Consider the following 20,128-nt stretch of genomic DNA (forward strand, 5'->3'; position numbering starts at 1 on the left):
GAGCGAACACGAGGTCGACGCCGAGGCGCTCGAGCAGGGCGGCATCCGCGTCGGGGGTGCGCGGATAGGCCTCGTACTCGGCGTGCGTGGCGAAGCGCAGCGGGTTCACGAAGGAGGAGACGACCACGATTCCGGCGCTCTCGCGTGCGGTGCGGATGAGGTCTGTGTGGCCGTCGTGCAGCGCACCGATCGTCGAGACGAGTGCGACACGCGTGCCCTGGGGAGCCGCGGCTCTGGCGTCTGCCAGTCGGGTGCGCAGCTCCGCGATGGTGCGGATCATCCGTCGATCGTATCGCCCACGGGTCCGCGCGGATCCGCGCGTGTCAGGGCATGGTCGACCGTCGAGCGCACGAGGGCCGAGAGGTACCCGCCCGGGTTCTCGACGCCGATACCCGCGAGCAGCCCCGTCGCCTGCTGCACGATCACGCGGGAGAACTCCGTCGCGGTCGCGATCGCCTCCGCGTAGGCGGGACGGTCGGCCTCGGCGATGACCACGGGCTCGCAGCCGATCTCGACGGCGAGTGCCTGCGCGATCGGCAGCACCGCCGCGGGCGCCGTGACGGCGGCGTAGGAGGCGGCGAGCTGGCGCAGGTCGATCGTGGTGCCCGTGAAGGTGATGGCCGGATGCACGGCCAGGCCGATCGCGCCCAGTCGCTGGGCAGGCGCCAGCACCTCGGTGCCGTACCCCGGGTCGGTGTGCAGCACGCCTGCCCCGGCTGCCAGCCACCGAGCTCGGCAAGCCCTGCGACGAGGGAGGGGAGCTCGTCGTGCGGGACGGCGAGCACCACGAGCTCGCTGCGCCGAAGGATCTCGGCCGCATCCAGCACCGGCACTCCGTGCAGGATCGCCTCCACGCGGTCCTGATCGCTGCCCGCGGTGATGCCGATGAGCGCATGCCCCGCCCCGCCGAGAGCGGCCGCCATGATGGGCCCCACCCGGCCCGCTCCGATCACTCCGACGCCCAGACGGCCGTCACGCCTCATCCGTTCTCCTCCTCGTCTCGTTCCTCGCCGCGCGCGAGGGTCGCGGTGTCCTCGACGAACCACCGGTGCGATCTGTCGCTGCGGGCCGCCGTCACCGCTCGGCGCGCCACATCTTCGAACATCCGGCGCGCGGCCTCGACATCGATGCCGCCGAGGCTGGTGTCGACCGCTCCGGCCACGGTGTGCGCACGAGCCGAGGCCACGCGCAACGCGCGGTCGATGGGCCCCTGCTGCAGCGCGATGGACTGCAGCCTGGCGAGCGGTATCACGACGAGCGAACGCCAGAATCTGCCGCGCCGCAGGAACAGCGCCGCATCCGTGAGCGCGAAGCCGTTGCGTCGCCACGACACGGGGCGCAGGATGCGGGCACGGCGCGGCGTGGTCGTGAAGGCGGCGTCGCCGTCGGCGCCGAGCAGACCGCGGTCGAACAGGAGCGCGCGTTCGGCGTCGCCGAGCCAGGGCAGCAACAACGCGACGACCCGCTCCGCATCCTCCCGGGTGCCGACCGGCAGCACGCGGGTGAACGCCTCCGCCGCCTCCTGGCCCGCGCGCGAGCCGGACAGCCGGTTGACCGTGATCGTCCACCATCCCGCGGGGCGCCAGAGGATCGGCTGGTGCACCCGCACGGCGTGCACGCGGCCCGGAGGGAGGATCTCGGTGACGGTCGTGAGGATGCCGAACACGATGCGCACGCCGTGGTCGGTCGGCGCGATCGCGTAGCGGAGGGCCCTCACCGTTCCCCGGCCGACGTAGGTCGCGAACCCGATCATCGTGGGGAGGATGGCGAACACGAGCCACCCGGGCCCCGTCACCGCCCAGACGACGAGCGCGATCATGATCGCCAACACCACCACGGTCGAGTCGCGCAGGAGCATGGAGCCGATGACCCGGCCGGGCGGGATGCGGACGACGGATGCGGGCTCCACCTCAGGCTCGTCGGTTCCCGCGACGAGCGAGTCCATCGCCTGCGAGGCGGTTTGCACGGCCGCCGAGCGCCACGACGTCGCGGCGCCGGCACCGCTCGGTCGGCTCTCACCGAGGGCGCGGCCGGAAGCGAGGCGCAGGATGTCGGCGCGCACCTGTTCCGCGTTGGAGGTCGAGAGGTACTCGAGGCGCACGTTGGCGTCGAGGCCCGCGCCGACGACCTCGAGCTTCGCGAGACCGAGCAGGCGCGCGACCAGAGGACGCGTGAGGTTCACGCCCTGCACGCGGTCGAGCGGCGCCCGCCGGTTGGTGCGGAAGACGACACCGGAGCGCACCTCGACGTCGTCGCCCGTGATGCGGAAGGTGTGGAAGCGCCACGACATCCAGAACACGAGGATGAGGGCGACGACCACGAGCAGCACGACGCCCAGCGCGAGCAGCACCAGGTCGTGCCCGAGCACGTAGTCCACCGGGTCGCCGGGAACGGGGCCCGAGAACCCGGGGGCCAGCCAGGGAGCGAAGATCTCGATCAGCCGGTCGCGCAGGTTGGCCACGACGAAACCGAGCACGACGACGAGGAACAGTCCGCCGCGCAGCAGGGGGGTCAGCGGGTGCAGCCGATGCCACTCGCCGTCGCTCAGCGCGGAACGGCCCGCATCCGGTTCGGTCACAGTCCCGTCCGCCGAGATTCCGCGACGGCGATGAGCACGTCGCGCAGCTTCTCGGCGGCGTCCTGGGTGAGCCCTGGGATCACGACGGCGGACGCAGCGGCCGCGGTCACGAGCTTGAGCTGCGCGATGCCGAACGCCCGGTCGAGCGGGCCGTGCGTGATGTCGACGAGCTGCATACGGCCGTAGGGGACGGCGACGACGCGCTGGAAGAGGATGCCGCGGCGCAGCACGAGGTCGTTCTCGCGCAGCCGGTAGCCGAACGAGCGGATCTGACGCGGAGTCAGGATGAGGGTGACGGCCAGCACGACCAGCAGCACGCCCGCGGGGATCCACACCCAGCCGGTGCCCGTCACCGCCGCGATGATCGGCGCCGCCACCGCCACGAGCACGACCGCCGCCGTGAGCGAGATCAGCTGCACGGTCCGGTAGGCGCGGGCGAGCTGGTGCCAGGAGCCGTCGCGCACGAAGAGTCCCTCACGACGGGACTCGAGCAGCTCGTCGAAAGTCCCCGCATCCAGCACGGCCTCGTCAGAGGTGGGAGAGGGTGTCGCCTCCGGGGCTCCCGGCGTCGGGTTCGTCATCGTCGTCCTTCCGGATCGTGCACAGACTCTCGGCCACCAAAGCGGCCGCGACGAGGAAGACGCAGGCCACGATCGTCGCGATCAGGGTGCTGAACGAGCCTACCGAGGGGATCACGGGCCGCGTCAGCAGGAAGACGGAGAGCCCGATCGCGATGCCGCCCATGGCCGCCCCGACGATGCTCGCGGCTTTGGCGAGCATCGCGATGCGCACGGCGCGGAACGGATCGACCGGGCCGGCCGAGCGTCCGCGCGTCGCGCGCCGCACCCCGATGCCCAGCACCAACACGAGGGCACCGAGCAGCGCCAACAGGATCGGCAGCGTGAGAACGGGGGTGAACGTCGCCTGACCGGATGCGGTCAGCACCTGGTCGATGAGGAATCCGACGCCGGCGCCGAGCACGACGGCGATCGCGAGGGATGCGGGCGAGGTGCGCTTCATGAGAGGGCCTCGAGAAGGTCGGCGACGCGGCCGACGCCTGGGAGCACCGCAGCGGCGTCGAGGGCGAGCCAGGGCCGCAGGACGAAGTCGCGCTCGGCGGCCCGCGGATGCGGCAGCGCGAGCGTCGGCGTCGTCGAGCGCACGTCGCCGTAGGCGATGAGGTCGAGATCGAGCGTGCGATCGCCCCATCGCTCGCGGCGACGCCTGCCGTGGTCGGCCTCGATGCGGTGGAGGAACTCCAGCAGCACGGACGGGGCGAGCCGGGTGTCCACCAGGGCGACGGTGTTCAGGTAGCGGGGTGCGTCGGGGTCGGGGCCGTCGGGGCGGATCGCGACGGTCTCCATGACGGGGGCGACGCGCACGTTCGCCGTCAGCGGCAGCCGCGCGAGATCGGCCGCTGCCTCGTCGAGCAGCGCGCCGCGGTCACCGAGGTTGGAGCCCAGCGCGATCACGGCGGTGACGGATGCGGCCTCCGCCGGCGCCGAGGACCCCTCGAATCCCTGTGCGAGCCGCCGGTTCATCGCTCGCCCCGGGCGCGCACGATCGTCACGGCTGCATCGGCGAAGGGGACCGTGATGGGCGCCTGCGGCTTGTGCACCGTGACCGTGACCTCGTCGACGAGCGGGCGCGACAGCACGACGGCGGCGATGCGGGCGGCGAGCGTCTCGATGAGATCGACCGGATCGCCCGTGACGACGGCCACGACCTCTTCGGCGATCTCGCCGTAGTGCACCGTGTCGGCGACATCATCGCTCACGGCGGCCGGGGCGAGGTCGAGGCGCATCGTGACATCGACGATGAACTCCTGCCCGTCGCGCTTCTCGTCGGGGTAGACGCCGTGGAAGCCGAGGGCACGCAGGCCTGTGAGGGTGATCATGTCGCGGCTCATCCTGCTCCTCCCGAACGCCACGCCTCCGCGATCGCGAGGGCGTCGGCGGTGGCCTGCACATCGTGCACGCGCACTCCCCATACCCCGGCGTGAGCGGCCAGCGCGCTGGTCACGGCGGTGGCGCGGTCGCGGCGCGCGAGGTCGTCCGTGCCGAGCGTCTCGCCGAGGAATCGCTTGCGGCTCGTGCCCACGAGCACGCGCGGACCGATCCCGACCACCTGCGGCAGCGCCCGCAGCATCTCCCAGTTCTGCGCGCCGCGCTTGGCGAAACCGACGCCGGGATCGAGCACCAGACGAGAGGGCGGGATGCCGGCGGATGCGGCGGCCTCCATCCGTGCGATGAGCTCTCCCGTCACCTCGCGGGCCAGGTCGCGATACTGCGCCGGGGCGTACATGTCGTCGGAGTGCCCTCGCCAATGGCCGAGCACGATGTCGACGTTCGCGTCGGCAGCCACATCCAGGATCGAGGGATCGGACAGTCCACCGGACACGTCGTTGATGACGCGAGCGCCCGCGGCCACCGCGGCGGCGGCGGTCGCGGCGTTCATCGTGTCGACGCTGACCGCGACACCGGCCTCGGTGAGAGCGTGGACGACCGGCAGGATGCGCTCCTGCTCGACCTCGACGCCGACGCGCTCCGCGCCGGGCCGGGTGGACTCGCCGCCCACGTCGATGATCTGGGCGCCCTCGCCGACCAGGCGCAGCGCGTGGCGCACCGCCTCCTCGTGCGCGAGGAAACGGCCTCCGTCGCTGAAGGAGTCGGGCGTCACGTTGACGATCCCCATGATGAGACAGCTCACGAGGCTCCTCCTGCGATCAGCGCGATGAGTTCGGCACGGGCCGCGGGCTCGGCGAACTCGCCGCGGGCGGCGATGGTCACCGTGGTCGCGTCGACCTGGCGTCCGCCGCGCATCGTGACGCACTCATGCGACGCATCCAGCACGACGAGCACTCCGCGCGCATCCAGCCCGTGGGCGATCGCGTCCGCGATCTGCTCGCCCAGACGCTCCTGCACCTGCGGGCGGGAGGCGAGGACGTCGACGACCCGCGGCAGCGCCCCGAGCCCGACCACGCGCTCGGCGGGAAGGTAGGCGAGGTGCGCCTTGCCCGCGAAGGGCAGGAGGTGGTGCTCGCACACCGAGCGGAAGCGCACGTCGCGCAGCACGATCGGCCCCGAGGGGAGCGTCTCCGGCGCCGGCCCCTGCGCCACCGAGATGGTGTGCGAGAGCGGCTCGGCTGCGTCCTCACCGACGCCGGCGAAGAAGTCGGCGTACAGCTCTGCCACGCGGTGCGGGGTCTGCTTCAACCCGGGGCGGTCGGGATCCTCCCCGATCGCCTCGAGCAGCTGGCGGACGAGGTCCGCGACGCGAGGGCGGTCGACGGCCACGACGGCCTTACGCGGTCGCGGGGCGAGCCTGACCCGACGGACGCTGACGCGGCGTCGCGGGGACAGCCGCCGCATCCGCCTCCTGGGCCGCGGCCACACCGACCTGCGGCGCACGCGCCGGCACGTCGACGGGAGGCAGCGGCGAGACCGGGCGCTCGGAGCTGGACAGCCACTGCGGACGCGGGGGCAGCCGCTTCACGTCCGAGAAGATCTCGGCGAGCTCGATGTGATCCAGCGTCTCCTTCTCCAGCAGCGCCAGCGCGAGCTTGTCGAGGATGTCGCGGTTGTCGTTGATGACCTGGTACGCCTCGTTGTGCGCCTGCTCGATGAGCGCCCGCACCTGCACGTCGACTCGCTCGGCCACCCGCTCGCTGAAGTCACGACCATGACCCATGTCGCGACCCATGAAGACCTCACCCGAGGATCCGCCGAGCTTGACCGGGCCCACATCCGTGGTCATGCCGTACTCGGTGACCATCTTGCGGGCGATGTTGGTGGCCTTCTCGATGTCGTTCGAGGCACCGGTGGTGGGGTCGTGGAAGACGATCTCCTCGGCCACGCGACCGCCCATCGCGTAGGTCAGCTGGTCCTGCAGCTCGTTGCGGGTGACGGAGTACTTGTCGTCGACCGGCAGCACCATCGTGTAGCCGAGCGCCTTGCCGCGCGGCAGGATCGTGACCTTCGTGACCGGGTCGGTGTGGTTCATCGCCGCCGCCGCGAGCGCGTGTCCGCCCTCGTGGTAGGCCGTGATGAGCTTCTCCTTGTCCTTCATCACACGCGTGCGACGCTGCGGACCGGCGATCACGCGGTCGATCGCCTCGTCGAGGGCACGGTTGTCGATGAGCTGGGCGTCGGAGCGCGCCGTGAGCAGCGCGGCCTCGTTGAGCACGTTGGCGAGGTCGGCACCGGTGAAGCCGGGGGTCTTTCGTGCGACGACCTCGAGGTCGACCGAGTCGGCCAGCGGCTTGCCGCGGCCGTGCACCTCGAGGATCTGCTTGCGGCCCTTGAGGTCGGGGGCGTCGACGCCGATCTGGCGGTCGAAGCGGCCCGGGCGCAGCAGCGCCGGGTCGAGGATGTCGGGACGGTTCGTCGCGGCGATGACGATGACGTTGGCCTTGGGGTCGAAGCCGTCCATCTCGACGAGCATCTGGTTCAGGGTCTGCTCGCGCTCGTCATGACCGCCGCCGAGACCGGCACCGCGGTGACGACCGACGGCGTCGATCTCGTCGATGAAGATGATCGCCGGGGCGCTTTCCTTGGCCTGGTTGAACAGGTCGCGCACGCGGCTGGCGCCGACGCCGACGAACATCTCGACGAAGTCGGAACCCGAGATCGAGTAGAAGGGCACCCCGGCCTCGCCGGCGACGGCGCGCGCGAGCAGGGTCTTACCGGTTCCGGGAGGGCCGTACAGCAGCACGCCCTTCGGGATGCGGGCACCCAGCGCCTGGAACTTGGTGGGGTCCTTCAGGAAGTCCTTGATCTCCTGCATCTCTTCGATGGCCTCGTCGGAGCCCGCCACATCCTGGAAGGTGACAGTCGGGGACTCCTTGGTCACGAGCTTCGCGCGAGACTTGCCGAACTGCATGACCTTGCTGCCGCCACCCTGGGCGGAGGAGATGAGGAACCAGAAGATGACGCCGAGCAGCAGGATCGGCAGCAGGAGTGAAATGAGCCCGTCGAACCAGGTCGCACGGGGAACGACGTCGTTGTAGCCGTCGGAGGGCTTGGCGGCATCGATCGCCTGCACCACCTCATCGGCGCGGGCACCGACGTAGTAGAACTGCACGTCGTTCGCGCCCTGGTAGGGCGCCGAGAGCTTCAGGTCGACGCGCTGGTCGCCGTCGGTGTTGGTCACCTCGGTGACGGTGGAGCCCTGGAGTAGTTCGAGGCCCTGCTGGGTCGTGATCTGCTTCGCCGCCCCCAGGCTCGAGATGAGCGAGAAACCAACGATGAGGAACAGCCCGATCACCAGAACGTACAGGAGCGGGTTGCGCGTGATCTTCTTGAAGTCCATTTCGCGGGGAGACCCCGGCCCTTTCGTCGACAGACCGCCTCCCGGCGGTCGTTTCAGGGTAGCGCGGGCTCACTATGCCGGGTCTGTGCATTCGCCCACGGCGTACAGGGCGCGCATCCCCCGTGATCAGCTGTAGACGTGGGGGGCGAGCACTGCGACGTCGCGCAGGTTGCGGTAGCGCTCGGCGTAGTCGAGGCCGTAGCCGACGACGAACTCGTTGGGGATCTCGAAGCCGACGTAGCGGCAGTCGACCTGCACCTTGGCGGCCTCGGGCTTGCGGAACAGCGCGAAGACCTCGACGGATGCGGCGCCGCGGGCGGCGAAGTTCTCCAGCAGCCAGCTGAGGGTCAGCCCCGAGTCGATGATGTCCTCGACGATGAGCACGTGCTTGTCGTGGATGTCGGTGTCGAGGTCTTTGCGGATCTGCACGACACCGCTCGATCGCGTACCGGTTCCGTAGGAGGAGACGGCCATCCAGTCCATCGGCACGAGGCTCGGCAGTGCGCGGGAGAAGTCGGCCATGACCATGATCGCGCCCTTGAGTACGCCCACGAGCACGAGGTCCTTGCCCTCGTAGTCGGCGGCCACCTGGGCCGCGATCTCCTCGAGCTTGGCGAGGATCTGCTCCTCGGTGGCAAGAACGGTCGTGAGGTCGTCTGCGATGTCCGCTGCGCGCATGCGTCGAGTCTAGGCGGCGGCACCGCCGGCGCCCTGTGCGCGGGCCGGGTCAGGTCGATGCGCTGAAGACGATCCGGCCGCCCACGCGGGCCGCGCGGCACGCGGGCAGGTCGATGGGGCCCTGGCCGCGCCAGTCGGTGACCAGCCGCTCGACCTCCTGCGTCTGGCGGTGCGTGAGGGAGACGTGGAACTCACTGGCCACGACGTGGCGCAGGATGCGGGTGCGCAGCGCCGCCGGGTTGGCGGCCAGGGCGGCGACCGAGACGGCGATCCCGGCCTCGGCGGGCTCGACGATGTCTTCGATGGTCTCATCGATCATCTCGGCGAAAGCGGCTGCATCCGCTCGCAGCTGCTCGGCAGTGCGGGCGAGGGCTTCGGCGATGCCGGGTCCGAGCTCCCGCTCGAGCACCGGGAGCACCCGCTGACGCACCCGCACGCGGGTGAAGGCGGGGTCGTCGTTGTGCGGGTCGTGCCACGCCTCGAGCTCCGCGGCGCCGCACGCGGCGAGCGTCGTGGCACGAGAAACGCCCAGCAGCGGACGGAGCCACGTGAGACCGGCGTCGTCCTCACGCTCCGGGGCCATCCCGCCGAGGCTCGTCGCTCCCGAACCCCGGGCGAGCCCGAGCAGCACGGTCTCGGCCTGGTCGTCGAGCGTGTGCGCGAGCAGCACCGCAGACGCGCCGAGGCGTGCGGCGGCCTCCGCGAGTGCCGCGCGACGGGCGGTGCGGGCAGCGGCTTCCAGCCCGTCGCCCGCCGCCGACACCTCGACGCGTACGACCTCGGCGGCGAGCCCGAGGCCACGCGCGAGGTCGGCGGCGCGCGCGGCGACCGCATCCGATCCGTCCTGGAGTCCGTGATCGACCGTCACCGTGATCGCGCGCACGTCGAACGCAGCGGCTTCGAAGGCGACGGCGGCGGTGAGCGCCAGGGAGTCCGCACCGCCCGAGAGTCCGACGACAACGGCCTGTCCGCGCCGGTGTTCGAGCACCGCGCGAACGGCGCGGCGCACCTCGGCGGTGGCGGGGTCGAGTCCGGGACGCATGACACCACGCTACTGGCGGCGGTGGCGGCGGTTCGTCCGACACCGCTCAGCCGGAAGGCGCGTCCACATCCGCTCGGCGCCGCTTTCCGCGGGTTCTGGCTGAGCCCTGCCCGCGGAAGGCCCGAGACGGGCCGACTAGGCTGTGTGGCGAATCCGCTGAACTTCCGAAGGAGCACAGGAATGGGCGCATACGACGCCGTCATCGAGATCCCGCGCGGCAGCCGCGTGAAGTACGAGGTCGACCACGGCACGGGCCGGGTCTTCCTGGACCGCGTTCTGTTCACGCCCATGGGCTACCCCAGCAACTACGGCTTCTTCGAGAACACGCTCGGTGAGGACGGCGACCCGCTCGACGTGCTCGTGCTGCTCGACCGCGACATCTACCCCGGCGTGCTCGCGAAGGTACGCCCGGTCGCCGTGCTGAAGATGAGCGACGAGGCCGGCGGCGACGACAAGGTCGTGGCCGTGCTGGCGAAGGACCCGCGCTGGGCCCACATCCAGGACGTCGACGACATCGACGAGTGGACCAAGGGCGAGATCGGCCACTTCTTCGAGCACTACAAGGACCTCGAGCCGGGCAAGTGGGTCAAGGTCGACGAGTGGGCCGGCGCCGCCGAGGCCGAGCGTCTCGTCGCCGAGGCGTTCGAGCGCTTCGAGGAGCACGAGGGCCAGACCAAGACGCAGGGTGAGGGCCAGGCACCCAACTCCCTCTGAGACCACTCAGACGAAGAGAGCGGATGCGGCACCGGCCGCATCCGCTCTCTTTCTGTCTTGGGGCTGCTCAGAAGTAGATGCCGCGAGCCGCCATGAAGTTGCGCGGATTGACGGTGCCGCTGGGGGTGTAGCACTCGAAGTGTAGGTGGCAGCCGAAGGAGTTGCCGGTGTTGCCGACGCCCGCAATGACCTGGCCGGCGTTGACCCACTGTCCGCGCGATACGTAGATGCCGCCGTCGGAGATGTGGGCGTAGCCGGTGCCGTATCCGCCGCCGTGGTCGAGGCGGATGTAGTTGCCGTATCCGCCGTTGCGACCCGCGAACGTGACGGTGCCTCCGGTTGCCGCGTAGATGTTGCCCCAGCATCCGGCCGCCAGGTCGATGCCGTAGTGGTAACCGCTCGCGCAGTAGCTCGGCCCGCACTGGGAGTAACGGGGCCCGTACTCGGAGGAGACTCCGCCGCCGGCGGGGCGCACCCATCCTGAGCCGCCGCCCCCGCCACCACCGCCGCCGCCGCTACCGCCGCCGGGGTTGTTCTTCGCCGCTTCCTCCGCCGCACGCCGCGCAGCCTCTTCGGCTGCCTTCCGCGCTTCTTCCTCGCGACGCTTCTGCTCCGCCACACCGGCCTGGTAGTCGGCGACTGTCTTGGCGGTGGTGTCCTGCAGGGCCGCGAGCTGCGCCTGGAGCGTGCCGAGGTACTGGTTCTGCTCGTCGAGGGCGGCCTGCGCCGCCTGGGCTGCAGCCTGCGCCTCCTGCATCGCCTGCTCGGCAGCCTGCTGCAACTTGTCGCGCTCATCGCGAGCCGACTTGGCCTGATCGGTCAGTGACTGGGCGGCGTTACGCGCGGAGACGGCGGAGGCGTAGACGTCCTGGTTGCGCTCGAGGAGTTTGTCCATCGTGCCGAGGCGGGCGAGCAGGTCGTCGGCGCCGGCTGCGGAGCCCGCGAAGAAGAGCTGCAGCGACGTGTCATCGCCACCGGCCTTGTAGAGCTGGCTGGCGACGCGACCGGCCTTGTTGGCCGCCTCAGTCGCAGCGGCCGCCTGGGCGTCGGCCTGCGACTGCAGATTGTCGGCACGCGCGGCGGCATCGAAGTACGCCTGCTGGGCGGTGAAGTACTCCTGCGACTTCTGGTCGGCGACCGCCTGCTTCGCGACGACATCGGCCTGCAGCTGCGCGATGAGGTTCTGGATGCGCTGGATCTCGGCGCCCTTGGCGGCCTCGTTGTTCTTCGCTCTCTGCACGTCGTCCCACGAGGGGTAGCCCTCGATCGCGAACGCTTGGGGCTGGAGCGGGCCGGCCAACGCGGCGAGCCCGACGACGCCGAGAGCACCGGCGCCGAGAGCGACGCGGCGAGTCATCGTGGGCCAGAGGGCGCGCTTCTCTTGGGCGGTGGGACCGCAGCCGCAGTCCTCTTCCGCTCCGGGCAGATCTTCGGCAGACACAACAGCCCCTCATTCACCGGCGCAACACCGACAACACTAACAACATCAGTCACATCCGCAACGGGTTCTTTGAGAGCAGGATGCGGGCGGCCCCGCGCCATCCTCTCCCCTGATCGACGCCCCGTCGGGCAGCGACGCGCGCGGGCGGTCGGACCCGATTTCGCATTTGGTAGAACCTCGCCTATGCTTGCTCTTCGGTAAGCGTGAGCCCGAAGGGTTCATCCGGCCCCATCGTTTAGCGGCCTAGGACGCCGCCCTTTCACGGCGGTAGCACGGGTTCGAATCCCGTTGGGGTCACACAACCGAATACAATTAAACAAGCATGGCCCTGTAGCGCAGTTGGTTAGCGTGCCGCCCTGTCACGGCGGAGGTCGCGGGTTCAAGTCCCGTCAGGGTCGCTCTGAGCGACGGGCCCTTCTCGAAGGGCCTTTCGTTTAGGACGCGACATCGCGTCGCCTCGCGCGATACGGATGCCGCGGGGCTCTGTAGCTCAGTTGGTAGAGCGCACGACTGAAAATCGTGAGGTCACGGGATCGACGCCCGTCGGAGCCACACGGACCGTCGTTACAACGGTCCCAGAAACCCTCGCCTAGCTTCTACATGGCGGGGGTTTTGCTTTGCCCTGGTGAGACCGGCCTTTGCCCCGGTCGCCTCGCGAGCGCAGCGAATCGAAACGCGCCCGGCTCACACGACGCATCCCGTTCTCGAACGAACGCATCTCCGGTGTGTTTGGCGGTCAAGATCGCGCGCGATGGCACACGGCCGCAGTAGCTTTGGCCACCGTGAGCAGAAACGTCTTGGCCTACGGGTTGCCACAATCGATCTTGGATGCCCTTCACAGGGCAGCGCCAGAGGGATTCGAGCGTACGTCCGACCGGCGCTGGGTGAGCGAGCCACGAAACGAGATCAGGCGAATCCTCGAGTTCCAGGCGATCAAGGGGGCGCAGTACTCAGCGAGGTGGGGGTTCGGCGTCGACTTCGTACCGAAGGTCCGCGGCGGCCGCCCCTCGTGGAAGAGGACCACCAAGAGCGCCGACTTCGATGTCACCATCGATCCGATCGATGACGCGGGCAGTGTCCCGCGGTGGTGCTCCATCGTCGCTACCGACTCTGGGCGACACGTCGACGCAGTGGCTCGAGACGTCTGGTCGAAGGCTTCTCAAGACTTCTCCGGCGTGGTCGCTGTTGCAGACCTGCTCGATGTCATGAACGCCCGAGCCACCATGACCTTCCGGAGATTCGGACCACACAACTATGTCCAGACGGACCTCACCCGCGGACTCCTGCACATCGCTGTCGGGGACCTCGATAAGGGCATGACCCTCGTGGGCACGTTCTGCGAGCGATTCGACGTCAGTCAGGATCACCCCGTCCTCATAAAAGCCATCGCGCATGCGCGGACGCTCTCTGCTCAGACGGCACAGTGATGCGCCACTGACGACTCGACTAGCTGTACTCGGTCTGATCGTTGGTGACGCGGAGATAGGGAGAAGGCCTTCATCCTGAGTGGTGTCTAACGTCACTCGAAGGAAGGCCTTCTCTTGGTTCACCGTAACGCGCGATTGGCGGAAGCTGGTCGCCTGATCCTGGTTCAGCGGGTGTTGGCGGGGCGCCCGGTCTCGCATGTCGCCAAGGAACTCGGGGTGTCACGGCAGTGCGCGCATCGCTGGGTTACCCGGTTCCGTCTTCTCGGACGGGCGGGCTTGCGAGATCGCTCGTCCCGACACCGCACGCACCCCGCCACCACATCGCCGGCGGTGATCGCGCGGTTGCTCGAGCTGCGTCAGGCCGAACGGCTGGGCCGTGATGAATTGGCGCGCCTGGTTGGTGTCAGCCCCTCGACCGCATCTCGACTCATCGTCAGAGCGGGGCTACCCGCCCTGCACGAACTCGATCCGGTCACCGGGATCCGGATCCGCGCCTCGCGTCGCACACAGCTGCGTTACGAACGTGAGCAGCCAGGCGACCTGGTGCATATCGACGTGAAGAAGCTGGGCCGCATCCCCGCTGGCGGTGGCTGGCGACTCGATGGCCCGGACGTCATCGATCACCACAGCTCCCGACCACGACGGGTCGGGTTCGACTATGTCCATGTCGCCGTCGATGACCACTCGCGGCTCGCGTTCGCTCGGATCCTGCCCGACGAGAAGGGGCCCACCTGCGCCGCCTTCCTCGCTGAGGCAGCCGCGTTCTTCCTCGATCACGGCATCACCGTCCGCAGCGTGATGACCGACAACGCACTGAACTACCGACGCTCCCACGCCTTCCAGACCACACTGAACACCCTTGGCGCCACGCACATCCTCACCCGTCCGCACTCGCCTTGGCAGAACGGTAAGGCCGAACGCTTCAATCGGACCCTGCAGGAGAACTGGGCCTACCGGCATCCGTTCACCTCCAACGAAGATCGAGCCAGCGCGCTCGCGCCCTGGCTCGAGCACTACAACTACGCTCGACCCCACACCGCTTGCGCAGGCCAGGCACCCATCAGCCGAACGTCACCAACGAAGTGACCGAGTACAACTAGCGCAGCCGCAGCCCGTCGAGCAGGAGGCGGACCATCGCGTTCGGAGAACCGTCGGCCGACGGCGCACGGTGACTGAGATCGCCGATGGCCTGCAGCAGCTGAATCGGGTCGACGCCGGGTCGCACCTCACCCGCATCCACGGCGGCATCCAGGAGCATCCGGATGGCCGGGCCCAGCTTCGCGATGAGGTGGGCCGGCAAAGACTCGAACGCGGGATCCCCGGAGATCAGCGCCGCTGAGAGGCCCTGCTTCGTGGCCACGAACCGGGTGAACCGCTCCACCCACCGGTCGAGGGCCTCGCCCGGCGGGAGCTCGTTCAGCAGCTCGGTGGCAGCCACGGCCGTCGCGTCGATCTCGGTCGTGAACACGGCCGCGACGAGTTCGGCGCGGTTCGGGAAGTGACGATAGAGCGTTCCGACCCCCACGCCGGCCTCCGCGGCGATCTCACGGGCGGGAGCATCGACGCCCGAGCGAGCGAACACGACCCGTGCGGCGGCGAGGAGCGCGGCGGAGTTGTGGGCCGCGTCCGAACGCGGGCGACGAGGCGCTACGGCAGTCGGTTCCACAGACACGTCGGCGACACCTCCTTGCCAAACGGAACAGCGTTCCGTATTGTGAGCGAGAGCGGAACAATGTTCCGCATCCCACAGACTAGCGGAGGATCCCATGCAATACCGCACTCTCGGCCGCACCGGCATCAAAGTGACCCCCTACGCCCTCGGCGCCATGATGCTCGGCTCGTACGGCAACCCGGATCGACAGGAGGGCATCCGGATCATCCACCGCGCCCTCGACGCAGGCATCAACTTCGTCGACACCGCCGATCGCTACGGCGACTCCGAGGAGGTCGTCGGCGAAGCCCTCCGCGGCCGCCGCGACCAGGTCGTGCTCGCCACCAAGTTCTATGGTCCGGTCGACGACGACATCAACCACCGAGGCGCGTCACGCCGCTGGATCATGGATGCGGTCGAGCGCTCGCTCCGCAACCTCGACACCGACTACATCGACCTCTATCAGCTCCACCGCCCCGACCCCGACACGGACATCGACGAGACCCTCTCCGCCCTGACCGACCTGGTGCGCCAGGGCAAGGTGCGCGCCATCGGGTCCTCCTCGATGCGCGGCTCCGAGATCGTCGAGGCGCAGTGGGTCTCGGAGCGGCGCGGCTTCGAGCGATTCCGCACCGAGCAGCCGAACTACTCGATCCTCGACAGGGAGATCGAGCGTGAGATCCTCCCCGTCGCGCAGCGCTACGGGATGGGCACGCTCGTCTACAGCCCACTCGCGGGCGGCGCGCTCTCCGGCAAGTACCGGGCGGGTCAGACCAACGACAACTTCCGCGCCGGCACCGGAATGCAGCACTTCCGCGACGAGCGCCGACTCGCCACGATCGAAGAACTCGTCGCCCTGGCGGATGAGGTCGGCATCCCTCTCTCGCACCTGGCGATGGCGTTCACACTCGCCCACCCCGGGGTGACCTCGGCGATCATCGGACCCCGCACGATGGAGCAGCTGGAATCCACGCTCGCCGGCGCGGAGGTCGCCCTGTCGGACGAGGTGCTCGACCGCATCGACGCCATCGTCGCCCCCGGGGAGAGCATCGGCGCGATGGACATGGTCTACCGCGGACCGGAGGTGGGCGACAGCGCGCTCCGCCGCCGACCCGTATCGGAGCGGATGGCGCGCTGACCGGATGCCCGCGTCTCTGATGCGCGGGGGCGCGTTTCGTCTCGCTGCGCTCGCTCAACGGCCGGGGCGAGGAGCGCCTGGTCGGCGACCGGACGGGAGAGCTCAAGCAGGTTCGGTGACGCGGACGAGGCCGCAGTTCAGGCACGACCACGCGACCAGGAACGCCGCGTCGTCGAGGATCTCGAAGCGCAGCGCGTCGCCACAGGTGGGGCACACCCACGGGGGCTGTCGAGAGGTCACCTCTCGAGCGTAGAACTGCTCGAGGGCGCGAGGGTCGTGGCGAGGTCAGCCGTCGATGCCGAGCAGCTGCTTCGCGGCGGCGACGGCCGCGGTGCCACCGAAGTCGGGATCAGCTCCACCTTGACCTGCGAGAAGGAGATGTAGACACCGGGCACGGTCGTCGTGGTCGTCAGGCTGGCGCGATCACCCACGGCACGCAGGAGACTTGCGATGCCGCCCGCCGCCTCAAGGCCCGCATCCGGAACGTACTCCAGCCCGGACAGCGCGATCGTGTCCGTGTCCGGCACGTCGCCGACACCGTTGTTCGGGTCGACGGTCACGCCGAAGACGACCGGTTCCGCTCCGATGGGCGAGCCCCAATAGCACCTCACGGAGCCGTCCTCGATGGTTTCCTCTGAAACATCGAGACCCGCGATCTGAGCGGAGACCACCGCACCGATCGCCTCGCACGAGGGGAAGCGCGACAGCACGCCGTCGACCGTGAAGGAGCCGCCTCCCCCGCCACCCTGCGGCGAGGAGGGCTCCTCGCTCGCCGGCGCCGCACTGGAATCGGGGTCGCCCTCGGCGGGGGCCGGAGCTGCGGCGGCGCAGGATGCAAGCAGCGCAGCGCCGCATCCGAGTGCGAGCGCAGCCAGGAGTCGGGTGAGCGGGCGAGAGGTCGGCACGGAGGGAGCTTACAGACGGCGCCGAACGGCCGGAGCGTTATCCACATCACCGTAGAGTGAGCCCCAACCCTCGCTCACCCATACCCCCTCGGGGTATGCTGATGACGGAACGGAGCCCACATGATTCAGCGCATCGAGTTCGGCCGCACCGAGCCCAAGGCGGCATGCGCCTGCGGCGGTCACGGCGACCATCACGCATCCGCGCCGGCAGCCGCCGACGCCCAAGAGATCCTCGTCACCGGCATGACGTGCGCGCACTGTGTGTCGGCCGTCACCCAAGAACTCACCGCGATCGACGGCGTGACCGACGTGTCCGTCGACCTTCAGGTCGGTGGCGCCTCGCGTGTCACCTTCCGCGCCGCATCCCCCGTCGACGCGCAGGCGATCGCTGCGGCGATCGACGAGGCCGGCTACTCGCTGGCCTGAGCCCCGCCTTCGCTCGCGAGGCTGCTTCGCGTCCACGAGATCACGGGTAATGACAGTGATCTCGTGACGGAAGTGCAGTCTCGCGTGGTGGCGGAGCGTCACACCCGCGCGGCGAGCGCGAGGGCGTCGTGCGGTGCGCGGCCGCGCGCGTCGTTGTCGAAGTACACGTACACATCGCCCGACCACCCGGCGATGCGCTCCGCCCAGGCGTCGAGCTCCGCATCCGTGTATCCGCTCGCGTACAGATCGGTCGAGCCGTGCAGGCGTGCGTACGCGAAGGATGCGGTCTGCTCGCCGAATCCGGGCCAGGTTTCCGCCGAGTCAGCGGCGACCAGCGCCACGCCGTGCTCCCGTAGGAGGGGCGCGAGCGACGGGGACTCGAACGAGCGCGCACGCGGCTCCAGAGCGTGGCGAAGGGGCCTGTCCTCATCGATCTCGAGCCACGCGCGTCCCTCGACGCGCGCATCATGCCGCCGGGCCAGCTCGAGAGCGGCGCCCGTCGACGCCGGCAGGCGCCAGATGAAATCCTCGAGCACGTCGGCGTCGAACTCCTCGCGCTCCGGAAGCTGCCACAGCACGGGGCCGAGTTTGGATCCGAGAGCCAGCACCCCCGACGCGAAGAAGTTCGCCAATGCCTGATCGACCTCGCGCAGGCGGAGCATGTGGGTGATGTAGCGCGAGCCTTTGACGGCGAAGACGAAGTCATCCGGCACCGCATCCCGCCAGCGCTGATAGCTTGTGGGCCGCTGCAGCGAGTAGAACGATCCGTTGAGCTCGAGGCTCCGCATCCGCTCGCCGACGTAGGCGAGCTCCCGTGCGTGCACGAGTCCCTTCGGGTAGAAGTCGCCCCGCCACGACGGGTAGTTCCACCCCGAGATCCCCACGCGTACCTCGCGCCCGCTCGAGCCCATGCCACCTCCTCGCGCCCGCGACGCTACGGCGACGGATGCGGGCCGCGCACCCGATGGCGCACCGGCGCGCCCCGTGCTATCCGCGCCCACCCCTCGCCCCCTGTTCTTCCCGCGAGACTGCATCCTCGTCACGAGATCAGGGGTAATACCCGTGATCTCGTGATGGAAATGCAGTCTCGCGGAGGTAGTAAAGCAGCCGGAGCGCCTCAGTTCACCGTCACGAGGGTGCGCTGCCAACCGGACGAGCCGTCGGGGGCGATCGGTGCGGACTCCTCGATCTGCAGTTCGCCCGCGGCGTTGATCGCACGCACCGCGATGTAGTGCGAGCCGGGTGTCGCGTCCCACTCGAGCACCCACTGCACCCAGGTGTCCTTGTTGACGGGCGAGGAGAGGGTGGCGCGCTGCCACTCGCCGTTGTCGATGCTCACTTCGACCGCCGAGATGCCGACGCCCTGCGCCCACGCCATGCCGGCGATCGGCACCTTTCCCGCTGCGACCGGCTTGCCGATCTTCGGGGTGTCGACGCGGGACGAGAACTTGATGGGTGCGCGTTCGCTGTAACCGCGGGGCGTCCAGTAGGCGGTGTCGGCGGCGAAGGTCGTGACCTTCAACTCCTCCACCCACTTCGTCGCCGACACGTATCCGTAGAGGCCGGGAACCACCATCCGCACGGGGAAGCCGTGCTCGAGCGGCAGCGGCTCGCCGTTCATGGCGACCGCGAAGATGGCGTCGACGCCCGGATCCGTGAGCGATTCGAGCGGAGTGGATGCGGTGAAGCCGTCGACGCTGCGCGAGAGCACCATGTCGGCGCCGGACTGCACGCCGGCCGCAGCCAGCACGGTGCGCACCGGAACGCCCAGCCACCGCGCGTTGCCGACCAGGTCGCCGCCGACCTCGTTCGAGACGCACGTGAGCGTGATCACGTACTCGTCGAGACCGAGGGCGATCAGATCGTCGAAGCTCAGCTCGACGCGCTTGTCGACCATGCCGTCGATGACGAGGCGCCACGTGTTCGGATCGACCGAGGGGACGGTCAGCGCGGTGTCGACGCGGTAGAAGTCCGCGTTGGGGGTGAAGAGGGGGAGATCCCATCGATGTCGAGCTCCGCGCCCTGAGGAACGGGAACCGTGGTCTTGGGCGAGGGCAGCCGGAGCGCATCACGGATCTGCCGGATGGATGCGGTCGTCGCGTTGAGCGCGCGGGCGCCGAGGCCCACCACGACAGCGGATGCGGCGACGATGCCGGTCAGGATGAAGAACCCGCGGCGGTCCATCTGCACGTCGGACGGCGGCGCGGACTTCGGGCGTCGTTCGGGGGACGGGGGACGCGGCACCGAGCCCACGGAGGCCCCATCACGGGCCCCTTCAACAGGGCTTGTGGCCGCGGGCGCCGGAGCGGCAGCGAGCTTCCACCGACGCAGGCGGCGGGCGAGCAGCATCAGCATCCAGATGCCGACGGCGGCCCCCGCGATGCAGGCGACGCCGGCGAGGGCGCCCGCATCCGCACGGGTGACGACCGCGGCGGTCGCGAGGGCAGCGGCGAGCGCGAAGAGCACGACGCCCCAAAGCGGCCGGAGGGTCTCGACGATCCCGATGACGGCGGCAGCGATCACGACCGCCACCGCGAGCGAGGCGAGCAGCACCGCCTTGTCGGCGGTGCCGAACGTCGAGATTGCGAACTCCTTGAGCGGGCGCGGCACGATGTCGATGACGAACGAACCAACCGCGATCAGGGGGCTGGTGCCGCGCGAGACGAGGGCGGCGACCGCCTCGCTGACCGCGAGGAAGGCCGCTGCCGCAACGACACCGGCGAGCGAAGCCCAACCCCACGTCGTGCGCATCCGCAGTCGTGTCATGGTCGGTCTCCGCTCGCCGGTCCGGCGATTCACGCCGGGGTGTCGTCAGTTT

General features: G+C 69.6%; 20 protein-coding genes, 3 tRNA genes and 3 pseudogenes. 8 read left to right on the forward strand and 18 right to left on the reverse strand.

Going from position 1 to position 20,128, the window contains the following annotated elements; genetic code table 11:
* Window positions 1-40 precede the first annotated feature (40 nt).
* From AC1VNH_RS09475 to tilS, 12 genes and pseudogenes are all read right to left on the reverse strand, one after another.
* Window positions 41-280, reverse strand: a pseudogene (locus tag AC1VNH_RS09475) (pantoate--beta-alanine ligase); the annotation flags it as partial.
* Window positions 277-983, reverse strand: a pseudogene (locus AC1VNH_RS09480) (DUF2520 domain-containing protein). The pseudogenes AC1VNH_RS09480 and AC1VNH_RS09475, both read right to left, overlap by 4 nt.
* Window positions 980-2,578 carry a PH domain-containing protein gene (locus tag AC1VNH_RS09485; RefSeq protein WP_483111072.1) on the reverse strand — a complete coding sequence of 533 codons (1,599 nt, stop codon included), beginning with the start codon at window positions 2,576-2,578 and terminating at the stop codon, window positions 980-982. Before AC1VNH_RS09485 ends, AC1VNH_RS09480 begins: the two are co-directional and overlap by 4 nt.
* Complete coding sequence (locus AC1VNH_RS09490; RefSeq protein ID WP_483111073.1) at window positions 2,575-3,159, reverse strand: PH domain-containing protein; 585 nt, start codon at window positions 3,157-3,159, stop codon at window positions 2,575-2,577. Before AC1VNH_RS09490 ends, AC1VNH_RS09485 begins: the two co-directional genes overlap by 4 nt.
* Window positions 3,107-3,598: a DUF3180 domain-containing protein gene (locus AC1VNH_RS09495; RefSeq protein WP_483111074.1), complete on the reverse strand. Its 492-nt coding sequence runs from the start codon at window positions 3,596-3,598 to the stop codon at window positions 3,107-3,109. Before AC1VNH_RS09495 ends, AC1VNH_RS09490 begins: the two co-directional genes overlap by 53 nt.
* Window positions 3,595-4,119 carry a 2-amino-4-hydroxy-6-hydroxymethyldihydropteridine diphosphokinase gene (gene folK / locus AC1VNH_RS09500; RefSeq protein WP_483111075.1) on the reverse strand — a complete coding sequence of 175 codons (525 nt, stop codon included), beginning with the start codon at window positions 4,117-4,119 and terminating at the stop codon, window positions 3,595-3,597. The genes AC1VNH_RS09495 and folK overlap by 4 nt, the downstream gene beginning before the upstream one ends.
* A complete protein-coding gene (gene folB, locus AC1VNH_RS09505; RefSeq protein WP_483111076.1) occupies window positions 4,116-4,475 on the reverse strand; it encodes a dihydroneopterin aldolase in 360 nt (119 codons plus the stop codon). Before folB ends, folK begins: the two co-directional genes overlap by 4 nt.
* Window positions 4,476-4,483: 8 nt before the next feature.
* A complete protein-coding gene (gene folP, locus AC1VNH_RS09510; RefSeq protein ID WP_483112715.1) occupies window positions 4,484-5,272 on the reverse strand; it encodes a dihydropteroate synthase in 789 nt (262 codons plus the stop codon).
* An 11-nt stretch (window positions 5,273-5,283) separates the two neighbouring features.
* Window positions 5,284-5,874, reverse strand: coding sequence for a GTP cyclohydrolase I (gene folE / locus AC1VNH_RS09515; protein WP_483111078.1), 591 nt, complete (start codon window positions 5,872-5,874; stop codon window positions 5,284-5,286).
* 7 nt (window positions 5,875-5,881) lie between these two features.
* Window positions 5,882-7,888, reverse strand: a complete 2,007-nt coding sequence (gene ftsH, locus AC1VNH_RS09520) for an ATP-dependent zinc metalloprotease FtsH (RefSeq protein WP_483111079.1) — start codon at window positions 7,886-7,888, stop codon at window positions 5,882-5,884.
* 126 nt (window positions 7,889-8,014) lie between these two features.
* A complete protein-coding gene (gene hpt / locus AC1VNH_RS09525; RefSeq protein WP_243230918.1) occupies window positions 8,015-8,566 on the reverse strand; it encodes a hypoxanthine phosphoribosyltransferase in 552 nt (183 codons plus the stop codon).
* Between the two features lie 49 nt (window positions 8,567-8,615).
* The gene (tilS, locus tag AC1VNH_RS09530; RefSeq protein WP_483111081.1) at window positions 8,616-9,608 is read right to left on the reverse strand and encodes a tRNA lysidine(34) synthetase TilS; all 993 of its coding nucleotides are present in this window, start codon (window positions 9,606-9,608) and stop codon (window positions 8,616-8,618) included.
* Window positions 9,609-9,788: 180 nt separating this feature from the next.
* Here tilS and AC1VNH_RS09535 point away from each other — a divergent pair, with 180 nt between their 5' ends.
* Window positions 9,789-10,322 (forward strand): inorganic diphosphatase, encoded by a 534-nt coding sequence (locus tag AC1VNH_RS09535; protein WP_483111083.1) that lies wholly within the window; start codon window positions 9,789-9,791, stop codon window positions 10,320-10,322.
* 67 nt (window positions 10,323-10,389) lie between these two features.
* Here AC1VNH_RS09535 and AC1VNH_RS09540 read toward each other — a convergent pair whose 3' ends face one another.
* Window positions 10,390-11,763 (reverse strand): peptidoglycan DD-metalloendopeptidase family protein, encoded by a 1,374-nt coding sequence (locus AC1VNH_RS09540; protein ID WP_483111084.1) that lies wholly within the window; start codon window positions 11,761-11,763, stop codon window positions 10,390-10,392.
* A gap of 224 nt (window positions 11,764-11,987) precedes the next feature.
* On the opposite strand from AC1VNH_RS09540, the gene AC1VNH_RS09545 reads away from it, so the two are divergent.
* From AC1VNH_RS09545 to AC1VNH_RS09565, 5 genes are all read left to right on the forward strand, one after another.
* A tRNA-Glu gene (locus tag AC1VNH_RS09545) sits at window positions 11,988-12,060 on the forward strand.
* A gap of 27 nt (window positions 12,061-12,087) precedes the next feature.
* Window positions 12,088-12,161: transfer RNA gene (locus AC1VNH_RS09550), tRNA-Asp, on the forward strand.
* A gap of 81 nt (window positions 12,162-12,242) precedes the next feature.
* Window positions 12,243-12,315 (forward strand) — tRNA-Phe (locus AC1VNH_RS09555).
* Window positions 12,316-12,545: 230 nt separating this feature from the next.
* Entirely contained in the window at window positions 12,546-13,190 is a 645-nt protein-coding gene (locus AC1VNH_RS09560) for a hypothetical protein (RefSeq protein WP_483111085.1), read from the forward strand.
* Window positions 13,191-13,304: 114 nt separating this feature from the next.
* A complete protein-coding gene (locus AC1VNH_RS09565; RefSeq protein WP_483110661.1) occupies window positions 13,305-14,276 on the forward strand; it encodes an IS481 family transposase in 972 nt (323 codons plus the stop codon).
* A gap of 10 nt (window positions 14,277-14,286) precedes the next feature.
* Here AC1VNH_RS09565 and AC1VNH_RS09570 read toward each other — a convergent pair whose 3' ends face one another.
* Window positions 14,287-14,862: a TetR/AcrR family transcriptional regulator gene (locus AC1VNH_RS09570; RefSeq protein ID WP_483111086.1), complete on the reverse strand. Its 576-nt coding sequence runs from the start codon at window positions 14,860-14,862 to the stop codon at window positions 14,287-14,289.
* Between the two features lie 94 nt (window positions 14,863-14,956).
* On the opposite strand from AC1VNH_RS09570, the gene AC1VNH_RS09575 reads away from it, so the two are divergent.
* Window positions 14,957-15,979: an aldo/keto reductase gene (locus AC1VNH_RS09575; protein WP_483111087.1), complete on the forward strand. Its 1,023-nt coding sequence runs from the start codon at window positions 14,957-14,959 to the stop codon at window positions 15,977-15,979.
* A 102-nt stretch (window positions 15,980-16,081) separates the two neighbouring features.
* On the opposite strand, the gene AC1VNH_RS09580 is transcribed toward AC1VNH_RS09575, so the two are convergent.
* Both AC1VNH_RS09580 and AC1VNH_RS09585 read right to left on the reverse strand, forming a co-directional pair.
* Window positions 16,082-16,219, reverse strand: coding sequence for a hypothetical protein (locus tag AC1VNH_RS09580; RefSeq protein ID WP_460738798.1), 138 nt, complete (start codon window positions 16,217-16,219; stop codon window positions 16,082-16,084).
* Complete coding sequence (locus AC1VNH_RS09585; protein ID WP_483111088.1) at window positions 16,216-16,884, reverse strand: hypothetical protein; 669 nt, start codon at window positions 16,882-16,884, stop codon at window positions 16,216-16,218. The genes AC1VNH_RS09580 and AC1VNH_RS09585 overlap by 4 nt, the downstream gene beginning before the upstream one ends.
* 120 nt (window positions 16,885-17,004) lie before the next feature.
* On the opposite strand from AC1VNH_RS09585, the gene AC1VNH_RS09590 reads away from it, so the two are divergent.
* Window positions 17,005-17,310, forward strand: a complete 306-nt coding sequence (locus AC1VNH_RS09590; RefSeq protein WP_483111089.1) for a heavy-metal-associated domain-containing protein — start codon at window positions 17,005-17,007, stop codon at window positions 17,308-17,310.
* Between the two features lie 98 nt (window positions 17,311-17,408).
* On the opposite strand, the gene AC1VNH_RS09595 is transcribed toward AC1VNH_RS09590, so the two are convergent.
* Together AC1VNH_RS09595 and AC1VNH_RS09600 are read right to left on the reverse strand one after the other, a co-directional pair.
* Entirely contained in the window at window positions 17,409-18,221 is an 813-nt protein-coding gene (locus AC1VNH_RS09595; protein WP_483111090.1) for a DUF72 domain-containing protein, read from the reverse strand.
* 206 nt (window positions 18,222-18,427) lie between these two features.
* Window positions 18,428-20,076, reverse strand: a pseudogene (locus AC1VNH_RS09600) (molybdopterin-dependent oxidoreductase).
* Window positions 20,077-20,128: the final 52 nt, after the last annotated feature.

Source organism: Microbacterium sp. KU4F, assembly GCF_056868075.1.